The organism is Lentzea sp. NBRC 105346 (assembly GCF_030269605.1).
Lineage (GTDB): Bacteria > Actinomycetota > Actinomycetes > Mycobacteriales > Pseudonocardiaceae > Lentzea.
Genome location: NZ_BSTQ01000002.1, coordinates 258,258 through 273,788, shown reverse-complemented (window position 1 = coordinate 273,788; position 15,531 = coordinate 258,258). Strand labels below are relative to the sequence as shown.

The 15,531-nt window shown below is 69.3% G+C and carries 16 protein-coding genes; 11 read left to right on the top strand and 5 right to left on the bottom strand.

The window, feature by feature from the left end:
- The first annotated feature begins 66 nt into the window (after window positions 1–66).
- Window positions 67–933: an EamA family transporter gene (locus QSK35_RS05585; protein WP_285742941.1), complete on the top strand. Its 867-nt coding sequence runs from the start codon at window positions 67–69 to the stop codon at window positions 931–933.
- On the opposite strand, the gene QSK35_RS05580 is transcribed toward QSK35_RS05585, so the two are convergent.
- Window positions 851–1,726: a LysR substrate-binding domain-containing protein gene (locus QSK35_RS05580; protein ID WP_285742939.1), complete on the bottom strand. Its 876-nt coding sequence runs from the start codon at window positions 1,724–1,726 to the stop codon at window positions 851–853. The two genes, QSK35_RS05585 and QSK35_RS05580, sit on opposite strands and share 83 nt — an antisense overlap.
- Window positions 1,727–1,803: 77 nt before the next feature.
- Here QSK35_RS05580 and QSK35_RS05575 point away from each other — a divergent pair, with 77 nt between their 5' ends.
- Together QSK35_RS05575 and QSK35_RS05570 are read left to right on the top strand one after the other, a co-directional pair.
- Window positions 1,804–2,397 carry a polysaccharide lyase family protein gene (locus QSK35_RS05575; protein ID WP_285742938.1) on the top strand — a complete coding sequence of 198 codons (594 nt, stop codon included), beginning with the start codon at window positions 1,804–1,806 and terminating at the stop codon, window positions 2,395–2,397.
- A complete protein-coding gene (locus QSK35_RS05570; RefSeq protein ID WP_285742936.1) occupies window positions 2,394–3,077 on the top strand; it encodes a fibronectin type III domain-containing protein in 684 nt (227 codons plus the stop codon). Before QSK35_RS05575 ends, QSK35_RS05570 begins: the two co-directional genes overlap by 4 nt.
- Before the next feature lie 190 nt (window positions 3,078–3,267).
- Here the strand turns inward: QSK35_RS05570 and QSK35_RS05565 are convergent, their stop codons facing one another.
- The gene (locus tag QSK35_RS05565) at window positions 3,268–3,834 is read right to left on the bottom strand and encodes a hypothetical protein (protein ID WP_285742934.1); all 567 of its coding nucleotides are present in this window, start codon (window positions 3,832–3,834) and stop codon (window positions 3,268–3,270) included.
- A gap of 120 nt (window positions 3,835–3,954) precedes the next feature.
- Between QSK35_RS05565 and QSK35_RS05560 the strand changes: the two genes are divergently transcribed.
- The 7 genes from QSK35_RS05560 to QSK35_RS05530 all read left to right on the top strand — a co-directional run bounded on the left by QSK35_RS05560 (window position 3,955) and on the right by QSK35_RS05530 (window position 11,760).
- A complete protein-coding gene (locus QSK35_RS05560) occupies window positions 3,955–6,048 on the top strand; it encodes an NHL repeat-containing protein (RefSeq protein ID WP_285742932.1) in 2,094 nt (697 codons plus the stop codon).
- Window positions 6,045–7,013 carry an AAA family ATPase gene (locus QSK35_RS05555; RefSeq protein ID WP_285742930.1) on the top strand — a complete coding sequence of 323 codons (969 nt, stop codon included), beginning with the start codon at window positions 6,045–6,047 and terminating at the stop codon, window positions 7,011–7,013. The genes QSK35_RS05560 and QSK35_RS05555 overlap by 4 nt, the downstream gene beginning before the upstream one ends.
- Window positions 7,010–8,107 (top strand): DUF58 domain-containing protein, encoded by a 1,098-nt coding sequence (locus tag QSK35_RS05550; RefSeq protein ID WP_285742928.1) that lies wholly within the window; start codon window positions 7,010–7,012, stop codon window positions 8,105–8,107. Before QSK35_RS05555 ends, QSK35_RS05550 begins: the two co-directional genes overlap by 4 nt.
- Window positions 8,104–10,104: a transglutaminase TgpA family protein gene (locus tag QSK35_RS05545; RefSeq protein WP_285742927.1), complete on the top strand. Its 2,001-nt coding sequence runs from the start codon at window positions 8,104–8,106 to the stop codon at window positions 10,102–10,104. Before QSK35_RS05550 ends, QSK35_RS05545 begins: the two co-directional genes overlap by 4 nt.
- A 96-nt stretch (window positions 10,105–10,200) precedes the next feature.
- Window positions 10,201–10,386: a hypothetical protein gene (locus QSK35_RS05540; protein WP_285742925.1), complete on the top strand. Its 186-nt coding sequence runs from the start codon at window positions 10,201–10,203 to the stop codon at window positions 10,384–10,386.
- Between the two features lie 4 nt (window positions 10,387–10,390).
- A complete protein-coding gene (locus QSK35_RS05535) occupies window positions 10,391–10,909 on the top strand; it encodes a DUF6879 family protein (protein ID WP_285742923.1) in 519 nt (172 codons plus the stop codon).
- Window positions 10,909–11,760 (top strand): helix-turn-helix domain-containing protein, encoded by an 852-nt coding sequence (locus QSK35_RS05530; RefSeq protein WP_285742920.1) that lies wholly within the window; start codon window positions 10,909–10,911, stop codon window positions 11,758–11,760. Before QSK35_RS05535 ends, QSK35_RS05530 begins: the two co-directional genes overlap by 1 nt.
- A 229-nt stretch (window positions 11,761–11,989) precedes the next feature.
- Here QSK35_RS05530 and QSK35_RS05525 read toward each other — a convergent pair whose 3' ends face one another.
- Both QSK35_RS05525 and QSK35_RS05520 read right to left on the bottom strand, forming a co-directional pair.
- Window positions 11,990–13,720 carry a serine/threonine-protein kinase gene (locus tag QSK35_RS05525; protein ID WP_285742918.1) on the bottom strand — a complete coding sequence of 577 codons (1,731 nt, stop codon included), beginning with the start codon at window positions 13,718–13,720 and terminating at the stop codon, window positions 11,990–11,992.
- A gap of 208 nt (window positions 13,721–13,928) precedes the next feature.
- Complete coding sequence (locus tag QSK35_RS05520) at window positions 13,929–14,132, bottom strand: hypothetical protein (RefSeq protein WP_285742917.1); 204 nt, start codon at window positions 14,130–14,132, stop codon at window positions 13,929–13,931.
- A gap of 20 nt (window positions 14,133–14,152) precedes the next feature.
- On the opposite strand from QSK35_RS05520, the gene QSK35_RS05515 reads away from it, so the two are divergent.
- Entirely contained in the window at window positions 14,153–14,899 is a 747-nt protein-coding gene (locus QSK35_RS05515; RefSeq protein ID WP_285742915.1) for a DUF4253 domain-containing protein, read from the top strand.
- Here QSK35_RS05515 and QSK35_RS05510 read toward each other — a convergent pair.
- Complete coding sequence (locus QSK35_RS05510) at window positions 14,896–15,510, bottom strand: DUF4230 domain-containing protein (RefSeq protein WP_285742913.1); 615 nt, start codon at window positions 15,508–15,510, stop codon at window positions 14,896–14,898. The two genes, QSK35_RS05515 and QSK35_RS05510, sit on opposite strands and share 4 nt — an antisense overlap.
- Window positions 15,511–15,531 lie beyond the last annotated feature (21 nt).

Here is a 15,531-nt window from a genome sequence, read left to right as displayed (position 1 = left end):
AACTGAACGGTATCGCTCGGAAAGGTTCGCTTTACCGAAGTGATCGGGTGACCGAGGCTGACTCACATGGCGCTCTTCCTGGTCCTCGGTTCGGTCATCTCCCTGCAGTTCGGCGCGGCTTTCGCGAGCCAGCTGTTCGGTCAGGTCGGCGCACCCGGCGCGACGGCGCTGCGCCTCGGCGTGGCGGCGATCCTGCTGGCGCTCGTGCGGCGCCCGAAGTTCCGCCAGGAGTCGCTCGTCCTCGGCATGACTCTCGCCGGCATGAACGGCACGTTCTACCTCGCGATCGAACGGATCCCGCTCGGCGTGGCCGTCACGATCGAGTTCCTCGGCCCGCTCGGCGTCGCGCTGGCGATGTCCCGCAGACCGAAGGACTTCCTGTGGGCGCTGCTGGCGTTGAGCGGGGTGATCGCGCTCGGCCTGAAGGAACACGCCCAGCACCTCGACCTGGTCGGCGTGGCGCTGGCTCTGCTGGCCGCCGCGTTCTGGGCCTGCTACGTCATCGCCGGGTCGCGGCTCGCGGCCACGCCGGGCAGTGGCGGCCTGGCCGCGGCGAGCATGATCGCGGCGGCATTGACGTTCCCGTACGGCCTCGCAAGTGGTGGCCTGGCGTTGTTCGACCCGAAGGTGCTGCTGCTCGGGCTCGTCGTCGCGCTGCTGGCCAGCGCGATTCCCTACACCCTGGAGCTGCGGGCGCTGAAGACGTTGCCGCCCAAGACGTTCGGCGTCGTGCTCGCGCTGGAGCCCGCGGCGGCCGCGCTCGCCGGGGCCCTGCTGCTGCACCAGCACCTGAGCCCGGTGTCGCTGGGCGCCATCGCTTTGGTGATCATCGCCGGGGTCGGCGCCGCGGTTACGGCGCGGCCGACTCCGTCAGCGCCCGCCGGAACGCCAGCAGTGCGGGATGAGATCCCCGCCCTGCCCGTACCGCGGTGAACAGGCGGCGCGCCTGGGGGCCGCCGGGCGGGTCGTAGAACGCCACGTCCGTGTCCCGGTATCGCAGGATCAGTTCGGGGAGCAGGGCGACGGCGAGACCGTGTTCGACGAACCGCAGCTTCACGAGGATGTCGGTCGACTCGTAGCGGACATCCGGTTCGAAGCCGTGGTCGCGGCACAACGTGGTGGCCCACTGGCGTTGCGGGTAGCCGGTGGGCTCCATGATCCAGGGCAGCGACGTGATCGCCGACGCGGGGAGTCCGGGTGGGACGGCCAGCCGGATCGGGTCCCGCACGAGCTCGGTGTATTCCAGTTGAGCGAACCTCGGTTCCGGCAGGCCCGGATACTCCTCGCTGAACACGAGGTCGAAGTCGCGGGCGATCAACGCCGACAGCGCCTCCTCCGGGTCGGCCACGGTGAGCTCGATCCGCAACGCCGGGTGCTCGTCGCGCATGCGCGCCAGCGTGGCCGGGATCAGCGCGAGCGTCGCGGTCTGGAACGTCGCGACGCGCAGCGTCCCGGTGATCTCGTGCAGCGACGCGGCGACGTCGGCCTCGGCCTGTTCCAGCCGGGCCAGGACGGCCTCGGTGTGCGCCACGAGGATCTCCGCCTGCGGGGTCAGTTTCACCCGCCGCCCAACAGGTTCCAGCAAGGGGACGCCCACCTCGTGTTCGAGTTGGGACAGTTGCTGCGAGACCGACGACGGGCTGTAGGACAGCGCGGTCGCGACGGCGGCGAGCGTGCCGCGGTGCTGGAGTTCCCGCAACAGTCGCAAACGATGTAGGTCGAACACCTGAACAGTATCGGCTACTCTGGGAAAGCCGCCCCCTGAAAGCGCTTACCAGCGCGCCGTGAAGGAGGCTTTCTTTTATGCTCAAACGACTCGCGGGGTTCATGCTCGCGACCGGGTTGCTGCTCACCGCCCAGCCCGCCCACGCACAGGTGGAGTCGGGCCCGTGGACCCAGGTCTCACCGTCGTTCTCGGTCCAGCAGCGCGGCTGCGGCAAGGTCAGCGACCTGACCTTCACGCTCACGTGCTCGACCGGCAGCGGTGACCAGCGCGCCGAGCGCCGGTACGCCACGCACGGCAGCGGAACCTGGCAGTTCGAGGGCAGTTTCCGCATCCAGAGCCTGGGGGGTTCCCGGATCAGTCTCAAGCAGACGTTCAAGGACGACCCCGGCGCCGGCCCGTACTTCATGCTCGCCGTGGAGCGCGGCGGCCGGCTCTACGCCGTGCACGGTGGCAACACCATCGCGACCGGCGCGACCGTCGGCACGACCGTGCGCGTCAACACCGTGCACGTCGTCGGCAGCACGCATCGCACGTACATCAACGGCTCCCTGAAGCACACCGTGGGCAGCTCCGGCGGGAACTTCTACGACAAGTTCGGCGCGTACCGGACCGCGAGTGGTCAGGGACCGGCGACGGTCGTGTGGAGCAACATCAGGTTCTGGCGCAAGTGACCCGGATTCTCGCGGTGCTCCTGCTGTTCCTGGCGGCCTGTGGCCAGGAACAGCGGGATCTGCACCCAAATGATCCGGCGCTGAAGTCGACGCTGACGTCGCCCACGAACGTGAAGCTGGACTGGCAGCCGGTTCCGGGTGCCGCCGGTCAGGTCGTCGAGTACGCGAACGAGCAGAACGGCGAGTTCGTGATCCTCGGGTTCGTCCCTTCCGGACAGTCGACCTTCACCCATCCCGATCTGATCCCGGAGACGAACTTCTACTACCGGGTCCGGCCGTACACCGGGCCCGCTTCGGGTGAGGTGGAGGTCTCGCTGCCGCCCGGTGACGAGGTGTCCGAATCGGACGGTCACGACTGGGCGCCGCCCAAGGCGGACGGTCAGGGCACACACCCGCTGCCGGCACCGGAGGCGGCGCCGTCCGGACTGTCGGCGGTGATCAAGCACGCCAACGGGATCCTGTTCACGTGGACCGACAACGCGTCCGACGAACAGGGATATCTGCTGGAGATCAAGCCGGCGGGGGCGACCGACTATCGGATCGCGGCGCAGCTCGATCCGAACGTCACGTCGTTCGGTCTGGTCACGCTGCCCGAGGAGAAACAGGCGTCTTATCGCGTTCGGCCGTATCGCTTCGGAGAACCCTCGAACCTGGTGCACGAGACGACCGGTAAGTCGTAGCCGCTCTTCGTCCGCACGCGACGGCCGCAGTCAGGAGTAACAGCGCCGACACGTACGGCCACTGCGCGTGTTCGGTGATGGCGAGGCTGAGATTGACCATGGCCAACAGGGCGAACACGCTGCTCAGCAGGCACCAGGTCTGATCTTGGGGTGCAGTCATGCCGCCGGGAGTACCCACTCCCGGCGGCACTCACACCTCTTTGTTCTCGATTTCCTTGTTCTCGCCGCGCTTGCGCATGAACCCGAAGCCGGGGATGCCGAGGATCGCCTGCCGGACGTCGTTGGTGACCTCCAGTAGCGAATGGACGTCCGGGCCGACCCGGTTCAGCGTGGCGAGGATCGGCAGGATGTCGTTCACCAGGCGTTCGGTCAGTCCTGGCAGCTCGTCGACGAGCCGGATGGCCGCCTCGATCTCGTGCGGCGACAGCTCCTCGACGAACCGCAGCGCGAGCGGATGCGCCTGCTTCGCGACCGGCTCGTACAGCGTGATCAGCTCGCCCGCGGTGCGCGCGGTGTGCTCGGCGGTGGTCACGACCGCGCTCGCGCCGTCCGCGACCTCGCCCGCGTGGGCGGTGATCGCGCGGACCTCGTCGACGGCCTCCTCGGCGTCGGTGACGACCTTGTCGACCCGTTTGACGAGTGATTCCACCTCGGTCAGCAACGTGTTGATGCGACCGGGAACCGAGGCGACGGTGACCGCGGACTCCACGGCCCAGTTGACGGCTGACTTGGCCAGGCCCAGTCCTGGGATCTCCATGCGTCCACTCTGCCCTATCCGGTCGGCCGTTGGTCGCAATGGGTGATCCAGGAACCGTTCGGCTTCCGAAATTGTCAGAGGGGCGGGTTAGCATCCCGGGCGGGTGGAGGAGGTCTGTACATGCGGCTGCTCAGACGACTGGTCGGCAGTGGGGGCAGGGAGTCGGCCAGTTTCGGGGCCGCCCTGCTCGGTGTCCTGCTGCTCGCGGGCGCGGCGTTCGGGCACGGGATCTCGCGCACCTCGGTCGAGGTGTCCGACGGGCTCACCTGGCTCGGTGACGATCAGCGCGGCGAGGTCGTGCAGGTCAACCCGGCGTCGGGCAAACCCCAGACCCGGTTGCAGATCAGCGGTGCCGACGCGCAGCTGGAGATCGCGCAGGAGGACGGCCGGCTGATCGTGCTCGACCGGCGGTCCGGGCAGATCACCGTCATCGATCTCTCGACGCTGCTCGCTTCCGGCCGCCGGCAGGCGCCGCCCGGTCCGGGCTCGAAGGTGCTGGTGGCGGGCGGGCACGTGTTCGTCGTGGACCGTGCGGCCGGCACCGTCCACACCGCGGATCCCGTGACGCTGGCGGACGTCGGCACGGCGTGGCAGGCGGGTCAGCCGCTGGCCGACGTCGTCGTCGACGAGCGCGGCGTCCTGTGGCTCGTCGACCACGGCGGCACGTTGCGTGCGCTGGAGTGGTCCGACGACGAAGAGCGTTTCGTGGAACGGTCGCACCGGTCGATCTCGGGCGCCGGGCCGCGCACGGTGCTGGTGCCGCACGACACCGGTGTCACGTTGATGGGGCTCGACGCGGGTGTCGTGGTGCAGGACGGCACCGGATCCGCGGTGTCCGCTACCACGGTGTCGTTGACCGGTGAGGTGATCGCGGCGCAGACGTCGCCGGACAGTCTCGTACCTGCCTCGGTTCCCGACGCTTCGACCGTGGTGCTCGTCGTGGACGGCCAGGTGATCCGGGTCGACGTGGGCGCTCTCGGTTGCCCCAAACCCGGTCGCCCCGCGGTGTTCCGCGACAAGGTGTACGTGCCGTGCCGCGGGTCCGGCAAGGTGATCATTCTCGACCGGTCGGGCAAGCGCGGCGGCGATGACGTGGCCGCACCCGGTGACGACATTCAGCTCGTGTTCGACGACGGCCGGCTGTTCGTGAACGTGCCGGGCTCGTCGACGGGTGTGCTCGTGGACGCGGACGGCTCGACGCGGTCGGTGACGATCCGCAGTCCCGAGCTCCAGGTGACGAACCCGGACCGCTCGCCGCTGCCTTCCGTGCCACCGCCTCCGCCGCCGCAGCCGAACGAGCCGATCAAGCCGCCGCGTGGTAACACGGACTCGTCTTCCGGTGTGGTGACGCCGCCTTCGGTTCCGTCCTCTTCGGTGTCGGCGTTGGCGGCGCCGACCGGGATCTCGGTCCGGGAGAAGTCGCGCAACGCCTCGACGCTGACCGTGACGGTGAGCTGGACGGCCGTGGCGGGGTCGGTCGGGTATGTGGTGACCGGCTCCGGGTCGTTCACCGGCGGGTCGAAGTCGGCGCAGTCGGCCTCCACGTCCGCCGACCTGGCCTTGCCTTGCGGCGGAACGACTTTCTGCACCAACGGCCGCCTGGACGTGTCGGTCGCGGCGTCGTCGGGTTCGTCGACCGGGCCCGCGGGGACGGCGTCGTGGACGGTGACCGGCGGTCCTCCCGTGACGACGACACCGCCTCCGGTGACGACAACTACCACCACTACTCCGCCGATCGTGCCTACTACTACGACCACAACTCCGCCTCCGGTGACGACGACCACCACGCCACCGCCACCGTCGTTACCCCCGGCCGGTGCCACCGTGATCACCGGCATCGTCGGGACGCAGACGTCGTACCAGCGGACGGTCAACATGGCGCCGCCCCCGGCGTGGGCGAGCCACAACGGCCGGTGCGAGGTCGTGAACACCACCTACGGGTACTCGACGCCGATCGCGTGTAACGCGACGTCCGCGCGGATCGACCTCGACATCGGCATCAACCGGATCGTGGTCCGGGCCTATGCCGCGTCGGGCAGCGGTCAGGTCGACTCGGCGTCCCGCAGCGCGACCGTCCGTGAAGACACGTGCGGTGGAAAGCCGTGTCAGATCCCGAGGTCGATCGAGACGGCGCCCATGGGTGTCGGCGGACTGGGTTTGCTCGCGTGCGCCTACCTGTTGCGCATCGGCCGTCGTAGAGAAGAGGAAGAGTGAGCACGGCAATCGGCGACGGCGAGGTTCTCGCGTTCCGCGACCTGCACACGCGCCTCGGTGACGCGGTGGAGACCGCGGTCCGGGGCAAACGGGACGTGATCGACCTGGTCCTGGTCGCGATGTTCGCGGGCGGGCACGTGCTGCTGGAGGACGTGCCCGGTACGGGAAAGACGACCCTGGCGCGGGCGGTCGCCGGTGCGCTGGGAGGCGTGTCGCGGCGGGTGCAGTTCACGCCGGACCTGCTGCCGTCGGATGTCACCGGCACGTCGGTGTACGACCCGCAGACCGGTCAGATTCGATTCCGGCCGGGTCCGGTGTTCGCGAACATCGTGCTGGCGGACGAGATCAACCGCGCGGCGGCGAAGACGCAGTCCGCGATGCTCGAGGTGATGGAGGAGCGGACCGTCACCGTCGACGGCGTCGGTCACGCCGTGCCGGACCCGTTCCTGGTGGTGGCCACGCAGAACCCGATCGACCTGGACGGCACCTACCGGCTGCCCGAGGCCCAGCTCGACCGGTTCATGCTGCGCACGTCGATCGGCTATCCGTCGGTCGACGACGAGCTGGACGTGCTGCGGCCCGGTTCGGGTGCCGGGCGGATCAGCGGAGTCCGCACGGTGTCCAGCCCGCGGGAGATCAGCGAGTTCAGCCGGCGGCTGTCGTTGTTGCACGTGGCCGATCCGATCCTGCGCTACATCAGCGATCTCGGTGCCGCGACGCGGTCCGACGGCCGGCTGCGCCTCGGTGCCAGCACGCGTGGTTTACGGGTGCTGGTGCGGGCGGTGCAGGTCTATGCCGCGTCGCGCGGGCGCCACTTCGCGGTGCCGGGTGACGTGCAGGACCTGGCATCGCCGGTGCTGGCCCACCGCCTGGTGCTGACGCGTGAGTCGGTGCTGTCCGGCACGACGACCGACGAGGTGCTGTCGGACGTGCTCGCGACCGTGCCGGTGCCGAAGCCCGCATGAGACTCACGCTGCGCGGCACCGGGGTGCTGGTGCTGGGCCTGGTGCTCGTCGGGCTGGGCCTGTGGTGGCGGTATCCCGGGGTGGCCGGTCTCGGTCTGGCTTTCGCGGGCCTGGTCGTCGCCGCTGTTGTGTCGGTGCTGAGGTCGCCGCCGATCGTGCCTTCTCGGGTGGTGCGGCCGCGGACCGTGCATCGCTTGGGCCGGTGCTCGGGGCGGCTGTCGCTGGAGTCGTCGGGCACGCGATGGCCGGTGGCGGTGGACGCGTCGGACATGGTCGCGGGGTCGCCCGTGGTGGTCGATGTCCCGGTGCTCGCGCCGGGGTCGCCGGTCGCGGTCGAGTATCCGATTCCCACGGCTGTGCGTGGCGTGTTCGATGTGGGCCCGTTGACGTTGCACCGCAAGGGTTTGGCCGGTCTGGCCTTCGCGCGGGTCGTGCTCGGCGAGGTCGTGCAGGTGCGGGTGGTCCCGCGTGTGCTGCCGGTGCGCGGCCTGCCGTCCGGCGTGCGCCGCGGCCAGGTGGGCGCCGACGAGCGCGTCGAACGCGGCGGCACCGACCTCGTCGGACTGCGCGAGTACGTCCCGGGCGACGACCTGCGCCGCCTGCACTGGGCGACGTCCGCGCGCACCGGAACCCTGATGGTCCGCGAGGACGCCGACCCGGCCCGCCCGCACCTAGCCGTTCTGCTGGACGACGGTGCGTATCCGTCGGCCGACGCGTTCGAGCACGCGGTGGAGGTGGCCGCGTCGCTGGTGTCGTCCGCCCTGGAGGACGGGCATCCGGTCCACCTGCTGACCACGTCGGGTTCCCTGGATCTTCCCGGCACCGATTCCGACGCGGCTCTGGCGGCCCTGGCCGATCTGCGGCCGGCTTCCGGTGGCGGTGCCGTGGTTCCGGTGCGCGACCTCGACGTGGTGGCGGTGATCTGCGGTTCGTCGTCCTCCTCCCTGTTGCTGGAGGCCGGTCGGGCGGCGGTCGGTGTGCTGCTGGAGGTTTCGCCGGTTTCCGAGGTCTCGGCTTCCGGTTCGGTGCTGATGCTGCGTGGTCCGCGGGCCGAGGACCTGCTGGACGCCTGGAACGCGGTGGTGGCGCGATGAAACCGCTCTGGTCCGGTGTGGTCCTGGTCGTCGCGGCCGTGCAGCTCGGGCTTGCGTGGGACGGAATTCCTGTCCTCTTCGGACTGTCCGTTGTGGCCGGTTATGGCGCACTGCTGCTGAAGCGCTGGATGCCCGCCGGTCTGGCGGTGCTGACCATGCTGGTCCTCGGTTTCGCCGGCGGCTACTTCGCGTGCCGCGAAGCCGTTCCCGGCCGTTCCGACCCGACGCAGGTGCTACTGGACAGCGTGCCCCGACTGCTCACCGCGGCCCGCCCGGCCCCGTCGACGCCGGAGCTGCTGACGCCGGGACTGCTGCTGGTGTTCGGCACCTCGGTCGTCGTATCCGTTGCGGTGTCGAGGAAATCCTCGCTGTTCGCGCCCGCTCTGGGTGCTTCCGTGCTGTACGTGGCGGGCGCGCTGCTGACCGCCGGTCGCACCGACCGCTACGGCCTGGTCGCGTTGCTGCTGGTGCTGCTGCTGGCCGTAGGCTGGCTGATCGCCGACCGCCGCGGCCCGATCGCCCCGCCCGTGGGCTTCGTTCTGGCCTTGCTGGCGCTGGTGGCGATCGTGTTGCCGCGCGGCGACGCCTTCGAACCCCGCAAGCTGATCAGACCCCCGGTGACCGACGTGGCGGTGGCGAACCCGTTGCCACAACTGGCTTCCTGGGCCGCTCTGGGTGACACCGAACTCTTCCGCACGCGTGGCCCGGAAGTCCCGATGCGCCTGATGACGCTGTCGGACTACTCCGGCGCGACGTGGGAGGCGTCGTCCACCTACGGCCCGCTGGGCGTAGTGTCGGCGCCCGACCTCCCTCTCGGCAGCCGCACCCTGGACGCTCTGGTCGACGTGCAGATCGGTGCCTTGGCGGGGGAGTGGGTTCCCGGCGTGGGCAAGCCGTCGTCGGTGAGCCTGAGCGACGCCATGGTCGAGCCCAACTCCGGCTCGCTGGTGCTGGCCGAGGGCGTGCGAACGGGCCTGCGCTACACCGTGCGCGGCGTGCTGGACACACCGCAGGACGAGTCACTCGCCACGGCCACCGTCCCGTCCGGCCCGGAGGTTCGCCGCTACCTGGCGCTGCCGCACCTGCCGTTCTCGCTGGCCGACTACGCCCGTCAGATCGTAGTGAACGCCCGCACCCCCTACGAGAAGGCCGTGGCGATCGAACAGGTGGTGCGCCTGAACCGCCGCCCGGACGCCGACGCCCCGGTCGGTTCCTCCTACGCCCGCCTGGAAACCTTCCTGTTCGGCGCTCCGGGTTCCGCGGGCGCGCAGGCGGGCACCGCCGAGCAGTTCGCCTCGTCGTTCGCAGTCCTGGCGCGCTCGGTCGGCCTGCCCACCCGCGTGGTGGTCGGCTTCCAACCGGTGCCCGCTTCTCCGACCGGTGACCGCATCGTGCGCGCGGCCGACGCCACGGCGTGGCCGGAGGTCTACTTCACGAACTGGGGCTGGGTGCCCTTCGATCCCGTGTCGGGCAACGGAAGCGGCCCCAGCGCGGCGTCGAAACGCGAGGTCCTGAACCGCCTGGCCTCCACCACGGCGCAACCTCCGCCGCCATCTGCTTCCTTGCCACCGCTGGCACTTCCCTCGGTGGCGCCCGCGCCGGTTCCGTCACCTGTCGTTTCGTCCGGCTTCCAGCCCCTGTGGCTGCTGACGGTGTTGCTGGTTCCGCTTCTGTTGTGGGGCTTGCGTTTCGCACGCCGGATGCGGCTGCGCCTCGCCGGTCCTCCCGGTGCTTGGGCTTACGTACTGGACGCCCTGTTGCTGGCCGGGCGTTCGCCCGCCGCGTCGCGGACGGCCCCCGACGTGGCGCGTGGTCTAGGCCCCGCCGGAGGTCGCCTGGCGGTACTGGCCGACCGCGCGGCGTTCAGCCCCGACGCCCCTGCGGCGCCCGAGGCGTGGTCGCTGGCGCGCACGGCGGCGCGGCAGGTGCGCCGCACGGTTCCCTGGTACCGCAAGCTGTTGTGGTCTTTGGATCCCCGGCCGCTGTGGCGCCGCTGATCACCCGTTCGAGGGTCGCTTATTCCGAACCCTGAATAGCCGCCGGTTTTGTCAGACCCCTGCCCTACCCTCAGTAGTGAACGAGGGGAGTAGGGCGTGCGGATGACCAAGCTGGCCGGAACGTGTGACGACGGTATCGACTGTCCGGCAGTGTTTCTGACCGAACGCGGCACGATCGCGGTACAGGGCGATCTGGTGGACTACATCAACACCCCGCTCGGTGAAGCGATTGTCGAGATTCCCGTCGCGCTCTTGCTGGAGGCCGCGAATGCCACACCGTGAGGGTGTGTTGACGCGCGATGAGTACGTCGGCCGGATCGATGCGGCGAAGTGGTGCTTCCGCCTTCAGGTGCACCCCGTGTACACGGTCGACTACGAGCAACCCGAGTTTCGCAGGTACCTCGAGACGGGCACCCGCGAGATAGACCCCGATTCGCCGTGGTTCGGGCGGATCCGGCGGCTGGTCGCAGCGGGTGGTGGCTTTCAGCGTGTCTACGTCATCGAGCCCCCGTTGACGGACTACCAGCGCTATGTCTTCCTGTCGTACCACCACTACGCGCAGGCCGGCGAAGACCTCAGGATCCTGGACGTCTCGCGAACCGGGAACCTAGGCCTGCCCGACTACGATTTCTCCCTGCTCGATGATGAAGCCGTTATCAAGCTGTACTACTCCTCGGACAACGGCACGCCACTCGAACGTGAGCTGCTGCCGGACACCGCGTTGGCCCAACACCGCCGGTACAAGGAGTTGGCACTGAACCACTCTGTCCCCTTTCTGACATACGAGGAGACACTCGACAGCTGATGCTCGACCCGGCTCAGATCGACTTCGACCGTGCGGATCTGTCGAAGATCCTTCGGCATCTGCGCAAAGCCGCTCGTCTGTCCGGTGAGCGGCTGGCAGCGCGCACGCACATGAGCCAGTCGAAGATCTCGCGGATCGAGAATGGCCGGCTCCTGCCCTCGATCACCGATGTGCAGCAGATCCTTCGGGCCCTGGAGGTGCCGCAGGATCAGGCGCGAGAACTGCTCGAGCTGGCGAAGGTAGCCAACACCGAGTACGAAAGCCGACGGGATGGACGACAGCGGGGTGCGACGCGGTGGCAGCGGGAGCTGACCGGCCTGGTCGAGCAGTCATCCCACATCAGGTACGTGCTGCCCGTGATGCCGCCTGGAATGCTGCAAACGCGCGAGTACGTCGTGAGCAACGTGTACAGCCCGTTGTCCAAGTACGGCGACAACGAGAAGGCCCGGCTGGTGGAGGCGAAGCTCGCCAGGCACGAGTTGCTGCATTTGCCCGGTAAGACGTTCACGTTCCTGTTCACCGAGACCGCGGTGCGGAACCGTTTGCTCCCGCCCGCGGGGATGGCTGACCAGGTCGATCATCTGGTCGCGGCCAGCCACCTGCCGTCGGTGAGAATCGAGGTGCTTCCGCTCGACGTGGTTCTATCCAGGTTGCCGTTGAACATCTTCATGGTCTACGACGAGCGCCTTGTCCTTGTGGAGACACATGGTGGCGCGACCGTGCTCCGTGACCCTGCCGACGTGGCCGAGCACCTGGAGCTGTTCGAGTACTTCCAGCAGCACACGCTGAAGGGCGACGAGTGCCGCGAGTTCCTGCGCGGCATCGCGGACGAGTTCCGCGCCGAATCCTGACTGCCGGTTCCTGTGCCTGTACCGCTGATCACCCGTTCGAGGGTTGCTTATTCTGAATAGCGCCCGGTTCTGTCGGCCCCCTGCCGTGGCGCCGCACCCCAAGGAGGACAAGCAGAAGTTCGTCGAGATTACCGACTGCGGAGTTGGGGGCGCTCACCGCGAAGCAGACTCAGGACGGCTGGCGCATCTCGGCCTATCGCCGTCCGGACACCATCGGCTACTGCGGAGGCTAGTTGCGCACCGCACAGACCTTGGCGGAGCTGCCGCGCTGCGTCGTCGGGTCGTCCAGCCCGATCGCCAGGATCTGGAAGCACCGCTGCCGGTCCCCGGCGTTCTCGATCGTGTGCTTGGTGCCGCCGGCCGCCACCGTCAGCAACGGTTGCGGCTTCGTCCCCGACACGTCCACGACCACGAACTGCGCCTTGCCCCCGCTGGGATCGGTCCACTCGAGCTCGATGACCGGCCCGTCGAACTCGGCGCGCTTGAGCACCGGCGAGAACTTCGGGTCCCCACCCTGCGGCACACTCGCTGTCGTCTCGGGCGCCGACGTCGCCGGTCCCGCCGCTCCCGCCCCTGTCGACGGCTGGACCGTCGGGGTGCTCGGGTTCGCGGCTGGCGGCGCGGGTTTGTTCAGCACCACGCCCAGCACGATGCCGACCGTCACCGCCACGAGCGCGAGCACCGCCAAAACGGGCCCGCGGCGCCGTTTCCGAGCCGGCGCCAGGCGATCCGTGCTGGGTTCGTCGGCCGCCGGAACCGCTTCTGTCGGGACCGCCGCGCCCGGCGTGCTGATCGTCTGGACGTTCACCGAATTCTGGCGTCGCGTCAAGTCGTCCAACTGCTCGACCCACGTCCGCACCGGCTCGGGATCGGGCTCCACGACCGCGGTGGGTTCCTCCGGCGGCGCCGGAATCGGCCCGAATCCAGGGGCCGCGGTCGGCCCGTCGGGAATGATCTCGACCCGGTCGCGCGACAGCGACGTGGCATCAGGGTCCACAGTGGACACAGAACCGGCCTCGAACAGCGAGCCGGCCACCGAAACCGAATCGGCCACGGCCACCGAATCGGCCACGGCCACCGAATCGGCCACGGGCACCGAATCGGCCACGGACACCGCGCCCGCCGCCGAAAGCGCGTCCCGCAACGCACCCGCGTCGGCGAACCGCGCCGCGCGGTCCTTCTGCAGGCATCGGGTGATCACCGCCACCAGCGCCGGCGGCACGTCCGGGCGCGTCAGCGCCCGCGGCGCGCCGGACCGGACGCGGCCGGCGTACGACAGGAGGGTGTCCTCGTCCGGGTTGTCGGACGCGAAGGGCGGCTTGCCCTCGAGGAGGGTGAAGAGGGTCGAGCCGAGCGACCACAGGTCGTCGGCCGCCGCGGGTGAGTCGCCGTCGAGCATCTGGGGCGCGGCGTGGCGGTAGCTGACCATCTGCAGCGACGCCGAGTGTTCGGCGTCGAAGCCGCGGGCGATGCCGAAGTCCGCCAGCACGTAGGAGGTCGGCAGCACGAGGACGTTCTGCGGCTTGACGTCCCGGTGCAGGATGCCCGAGTTGTGGGCGAAGGCCAGGGCGTCGGCGACCGCGATGCCCGCTGCGATCACGTCCGGGACCGGCAGGGGACCGGTGGCGCGCAGGCGGTCGTGCAGGGAGCCGCGTTCGTAGTACTCCATGACGATGCACGGGCGGCCGTCCGGCAGGGTGCCGGTGTCCAGGACGGTCACGATGTGCGGGTGCTGGCGGCCCAGCTCGACCGTGATGGCCAGTTCGCGCCGGAAGCGGGCGGCGTCCGCGAGGGATGCGAGCACCTTCACCGCCACGTCGCGTCCCAGGCCGTCCTGGCGTGCGCGGTAGATCGCCCCCTCTCCGCCTGTCGCGATCAGCCTGAAGTCGCTGTAGCCCGGCAAGCTCACCCGTGGCTGGGCGCCCGGCTGTGGTGCCCAGGCCAGTAACTCGTCCTCCACATCCAGATCCTAGCCGGGACCCCCGACACGAATGGCCCGAAACAGTCGGCCTGTGGACAACTCGGCCGGGCCCGTGTTCCTGCCCGCCGCCCCCCGCGCTTCCTTCCTCGCGGAACGAATTTCGGGGCCGAAAAGTTGCGGGAAACCCGGAGTCGGTGGCGCGAACGGGCCGTTGACCAAAACCGACCTGGGAAAACCTGGGAAAACGCTATTCGGAGGGGCGCATCGACCGCCGGATCTCCTCCAGCCGGTCGCGCCCAGCAGCCTCCCGCTCACGCAGCTGTTCCGCCACGTCTCCGGGGTCACCGGCCAGCTCGGTGGCCGCCTCACCGGTGGTGAACCGGCTCTCGATCTTGTCGCGTACGAAGTCGAACGTGGGCACGCCGTCTTCGGTGTAATCGGGTTCGGTCATGCCCCCATTAAAGTCCCCCCGTGCTGACCGACCTCCTGAAAACGATCGCGTTGCCACCTGGACGTGTCATCCGGGCGGACGAGGGCAACGGCGAACCGGCCTTCTGGCTCAGTGACGGCCCGGTCGACGCGAACACCTGGCGAGGCCTGTACGACGACCCCAGGCTGTGGCCGCTCGTGCTGATCGGGGACCGGCCGTGGGTGACCGGTGAGGTGTGGCACGACAGCATCACGGCACCCGACACGCACAATGCCGGGAAGCTCTTGGCCGGGTGGTGGCGCGACCGCGCGGCGATCGACCCCGAGGAGGACGAACTCGAGCCGGTGACCGACCCGTTCGGCGAGGACTGGCCCGGACTCGCGCCCGCGACGCCGGCCCGGAACGACCCCGGCGAAAGCGCCGGGAAACTCGCCGAGCGCCTGCTACAGACCGGACGACTGGGCCTGGTCGCGGCGGAACGAGGCGCCGACGCACTCGCGACGATGGGCTGGGCGGGCCCGGTCAACTATGAGAACGACACCGGCAAGATCGCCGCCGTGCTGCGCAGTTGGGAGGACCGGTTCGGCGCACGGGTGGTCGGGCTCGAGGACCACTCCCTGCTCCACATGAGCGTGGCGAACCCGCCCCAGGACGACGAACAAGCCCTGAGGATCGCCGCCGAGCACTTCGCGCTGTGCCCGGACAACGTCTGGCAGGGCACCGAATCGCTCCGGGCCTACGCGGACGAACTGAAGAACGCCCACGAGTGGGCCTTCTGGTGGGACTAGTCCGCTGACCGCACGGTGACCTGGAACCCGAGGGCGGACAGCATGCCCGTCAGCATCGCCTGGGTGTTGTCACGGGCGCGCTCCCGCAGTCCCGACGACTGCGCCGCCGAAGTGATCTTCTCCTCGGCCGCCACGTAGAAATGGCCCTGGTCGTCCGGCGACGACACCAGCGAGTTCAGCCGGTCGATCAGACCGCGTTCCTGCGAGAAGACGTAGCTGCGCGAGTGGTCGATGTTGGGTTTGTCCAGCGCGGCCGGAGGCAGCACAAGAGAAACCGACTTCCGGTCCGGCGACACGGTCAGGCCGTCTTCGGCGACCTTCGAAAGATCCACGTACGCGTTCACCGTTCCCGCGGCGACGAACAACGTCCGTGAGCCCGCCAGCGCGGACGGTACCCACTTCACGTCCTTCTCGATGTCCAGCACGACCTGGTAGTCGCCGGCGGCGGCGTGGAACTGCGAAAGATCCCGCACCGCCTTCAGCACGGCGGGCTGACTGCGGTCGACCGTGTCGGAGGAACCCGAGAACGGGGAAGACCGAACAACGAAGACCCCGACCAGAACGAGAACCGAGGCGAACACCAACGCGACCGTCACCCAGCGCCGTCTCATGCGGGAGGAATACCCTCGAAG

Bases quoted from the DNA above. Each gene is read 5' to 3' on its own strand.
- QSK35_RS05530 (WP_285742920.1), top strand. From the start codon at position 10,909: ATGCTCGACCCGGCTCAGATCGACTTCGACCGTGCGGATCTGTCGAAG.
- QSK35_RS05575 (WP_285742938.1), top strand. From the start codon at position 1,804: ATGCTCAAACGACTCGCGGGGTTCATGCTCGCGACCGGGTTGCTGCTC.
- QSK35_RS05550 (WP_285742928.1), top strand. From the start codon at position 7,010: ATGAGACTCACGCTGCGCGGCACCGGGGTGCTGGTGCTGGGCCTGGTG.
- QSK35_RS05545 (WP_285742927.1), top strand. From the start codon at position 8,104: ATGAAACCGCTCTGGTCCGGTGTGGTCCTGGTCGTCGCGGCCGTGCAG.
- QSK35_RS05520 (WP_285742917.1), bottom strand. From the start codon at position 14,132: ATGACCGAACCCGATTACACCGAAGACGGCGTGCCCACGTTCGACTTC.
- QSK35_RS05585 (WP_285742941.1), top strand. From the start codon at position 67: ATGGCGCTCTTCCTGGTCCTCGGTTCGGTCATCTCCCTGCAGTTCGGC.
- QSK35_RS05565 (WP_285742934.1), bottom strand. From the start codon at position 3,834: ATGGAGATCCCAGGACTGGGCCTGGCCAAGTCAGCCGTCAACTGGGCC.
- QSK35_RS05510 (WP_285742913.1), bottom strand. From the start codon at position 15,510: ATGAGACGGCGCTGGGTGACGGTCGCGTTGGTGTTCGCCTCGGTTCTC.
- QSK35_RS05560 (WP_285742932.1), top strand. From the start codon at position 3,955: ATGCGGCTGCTCAGACGACTGGTCGGCAGTGGGGGCAGGGAGTCGGCC.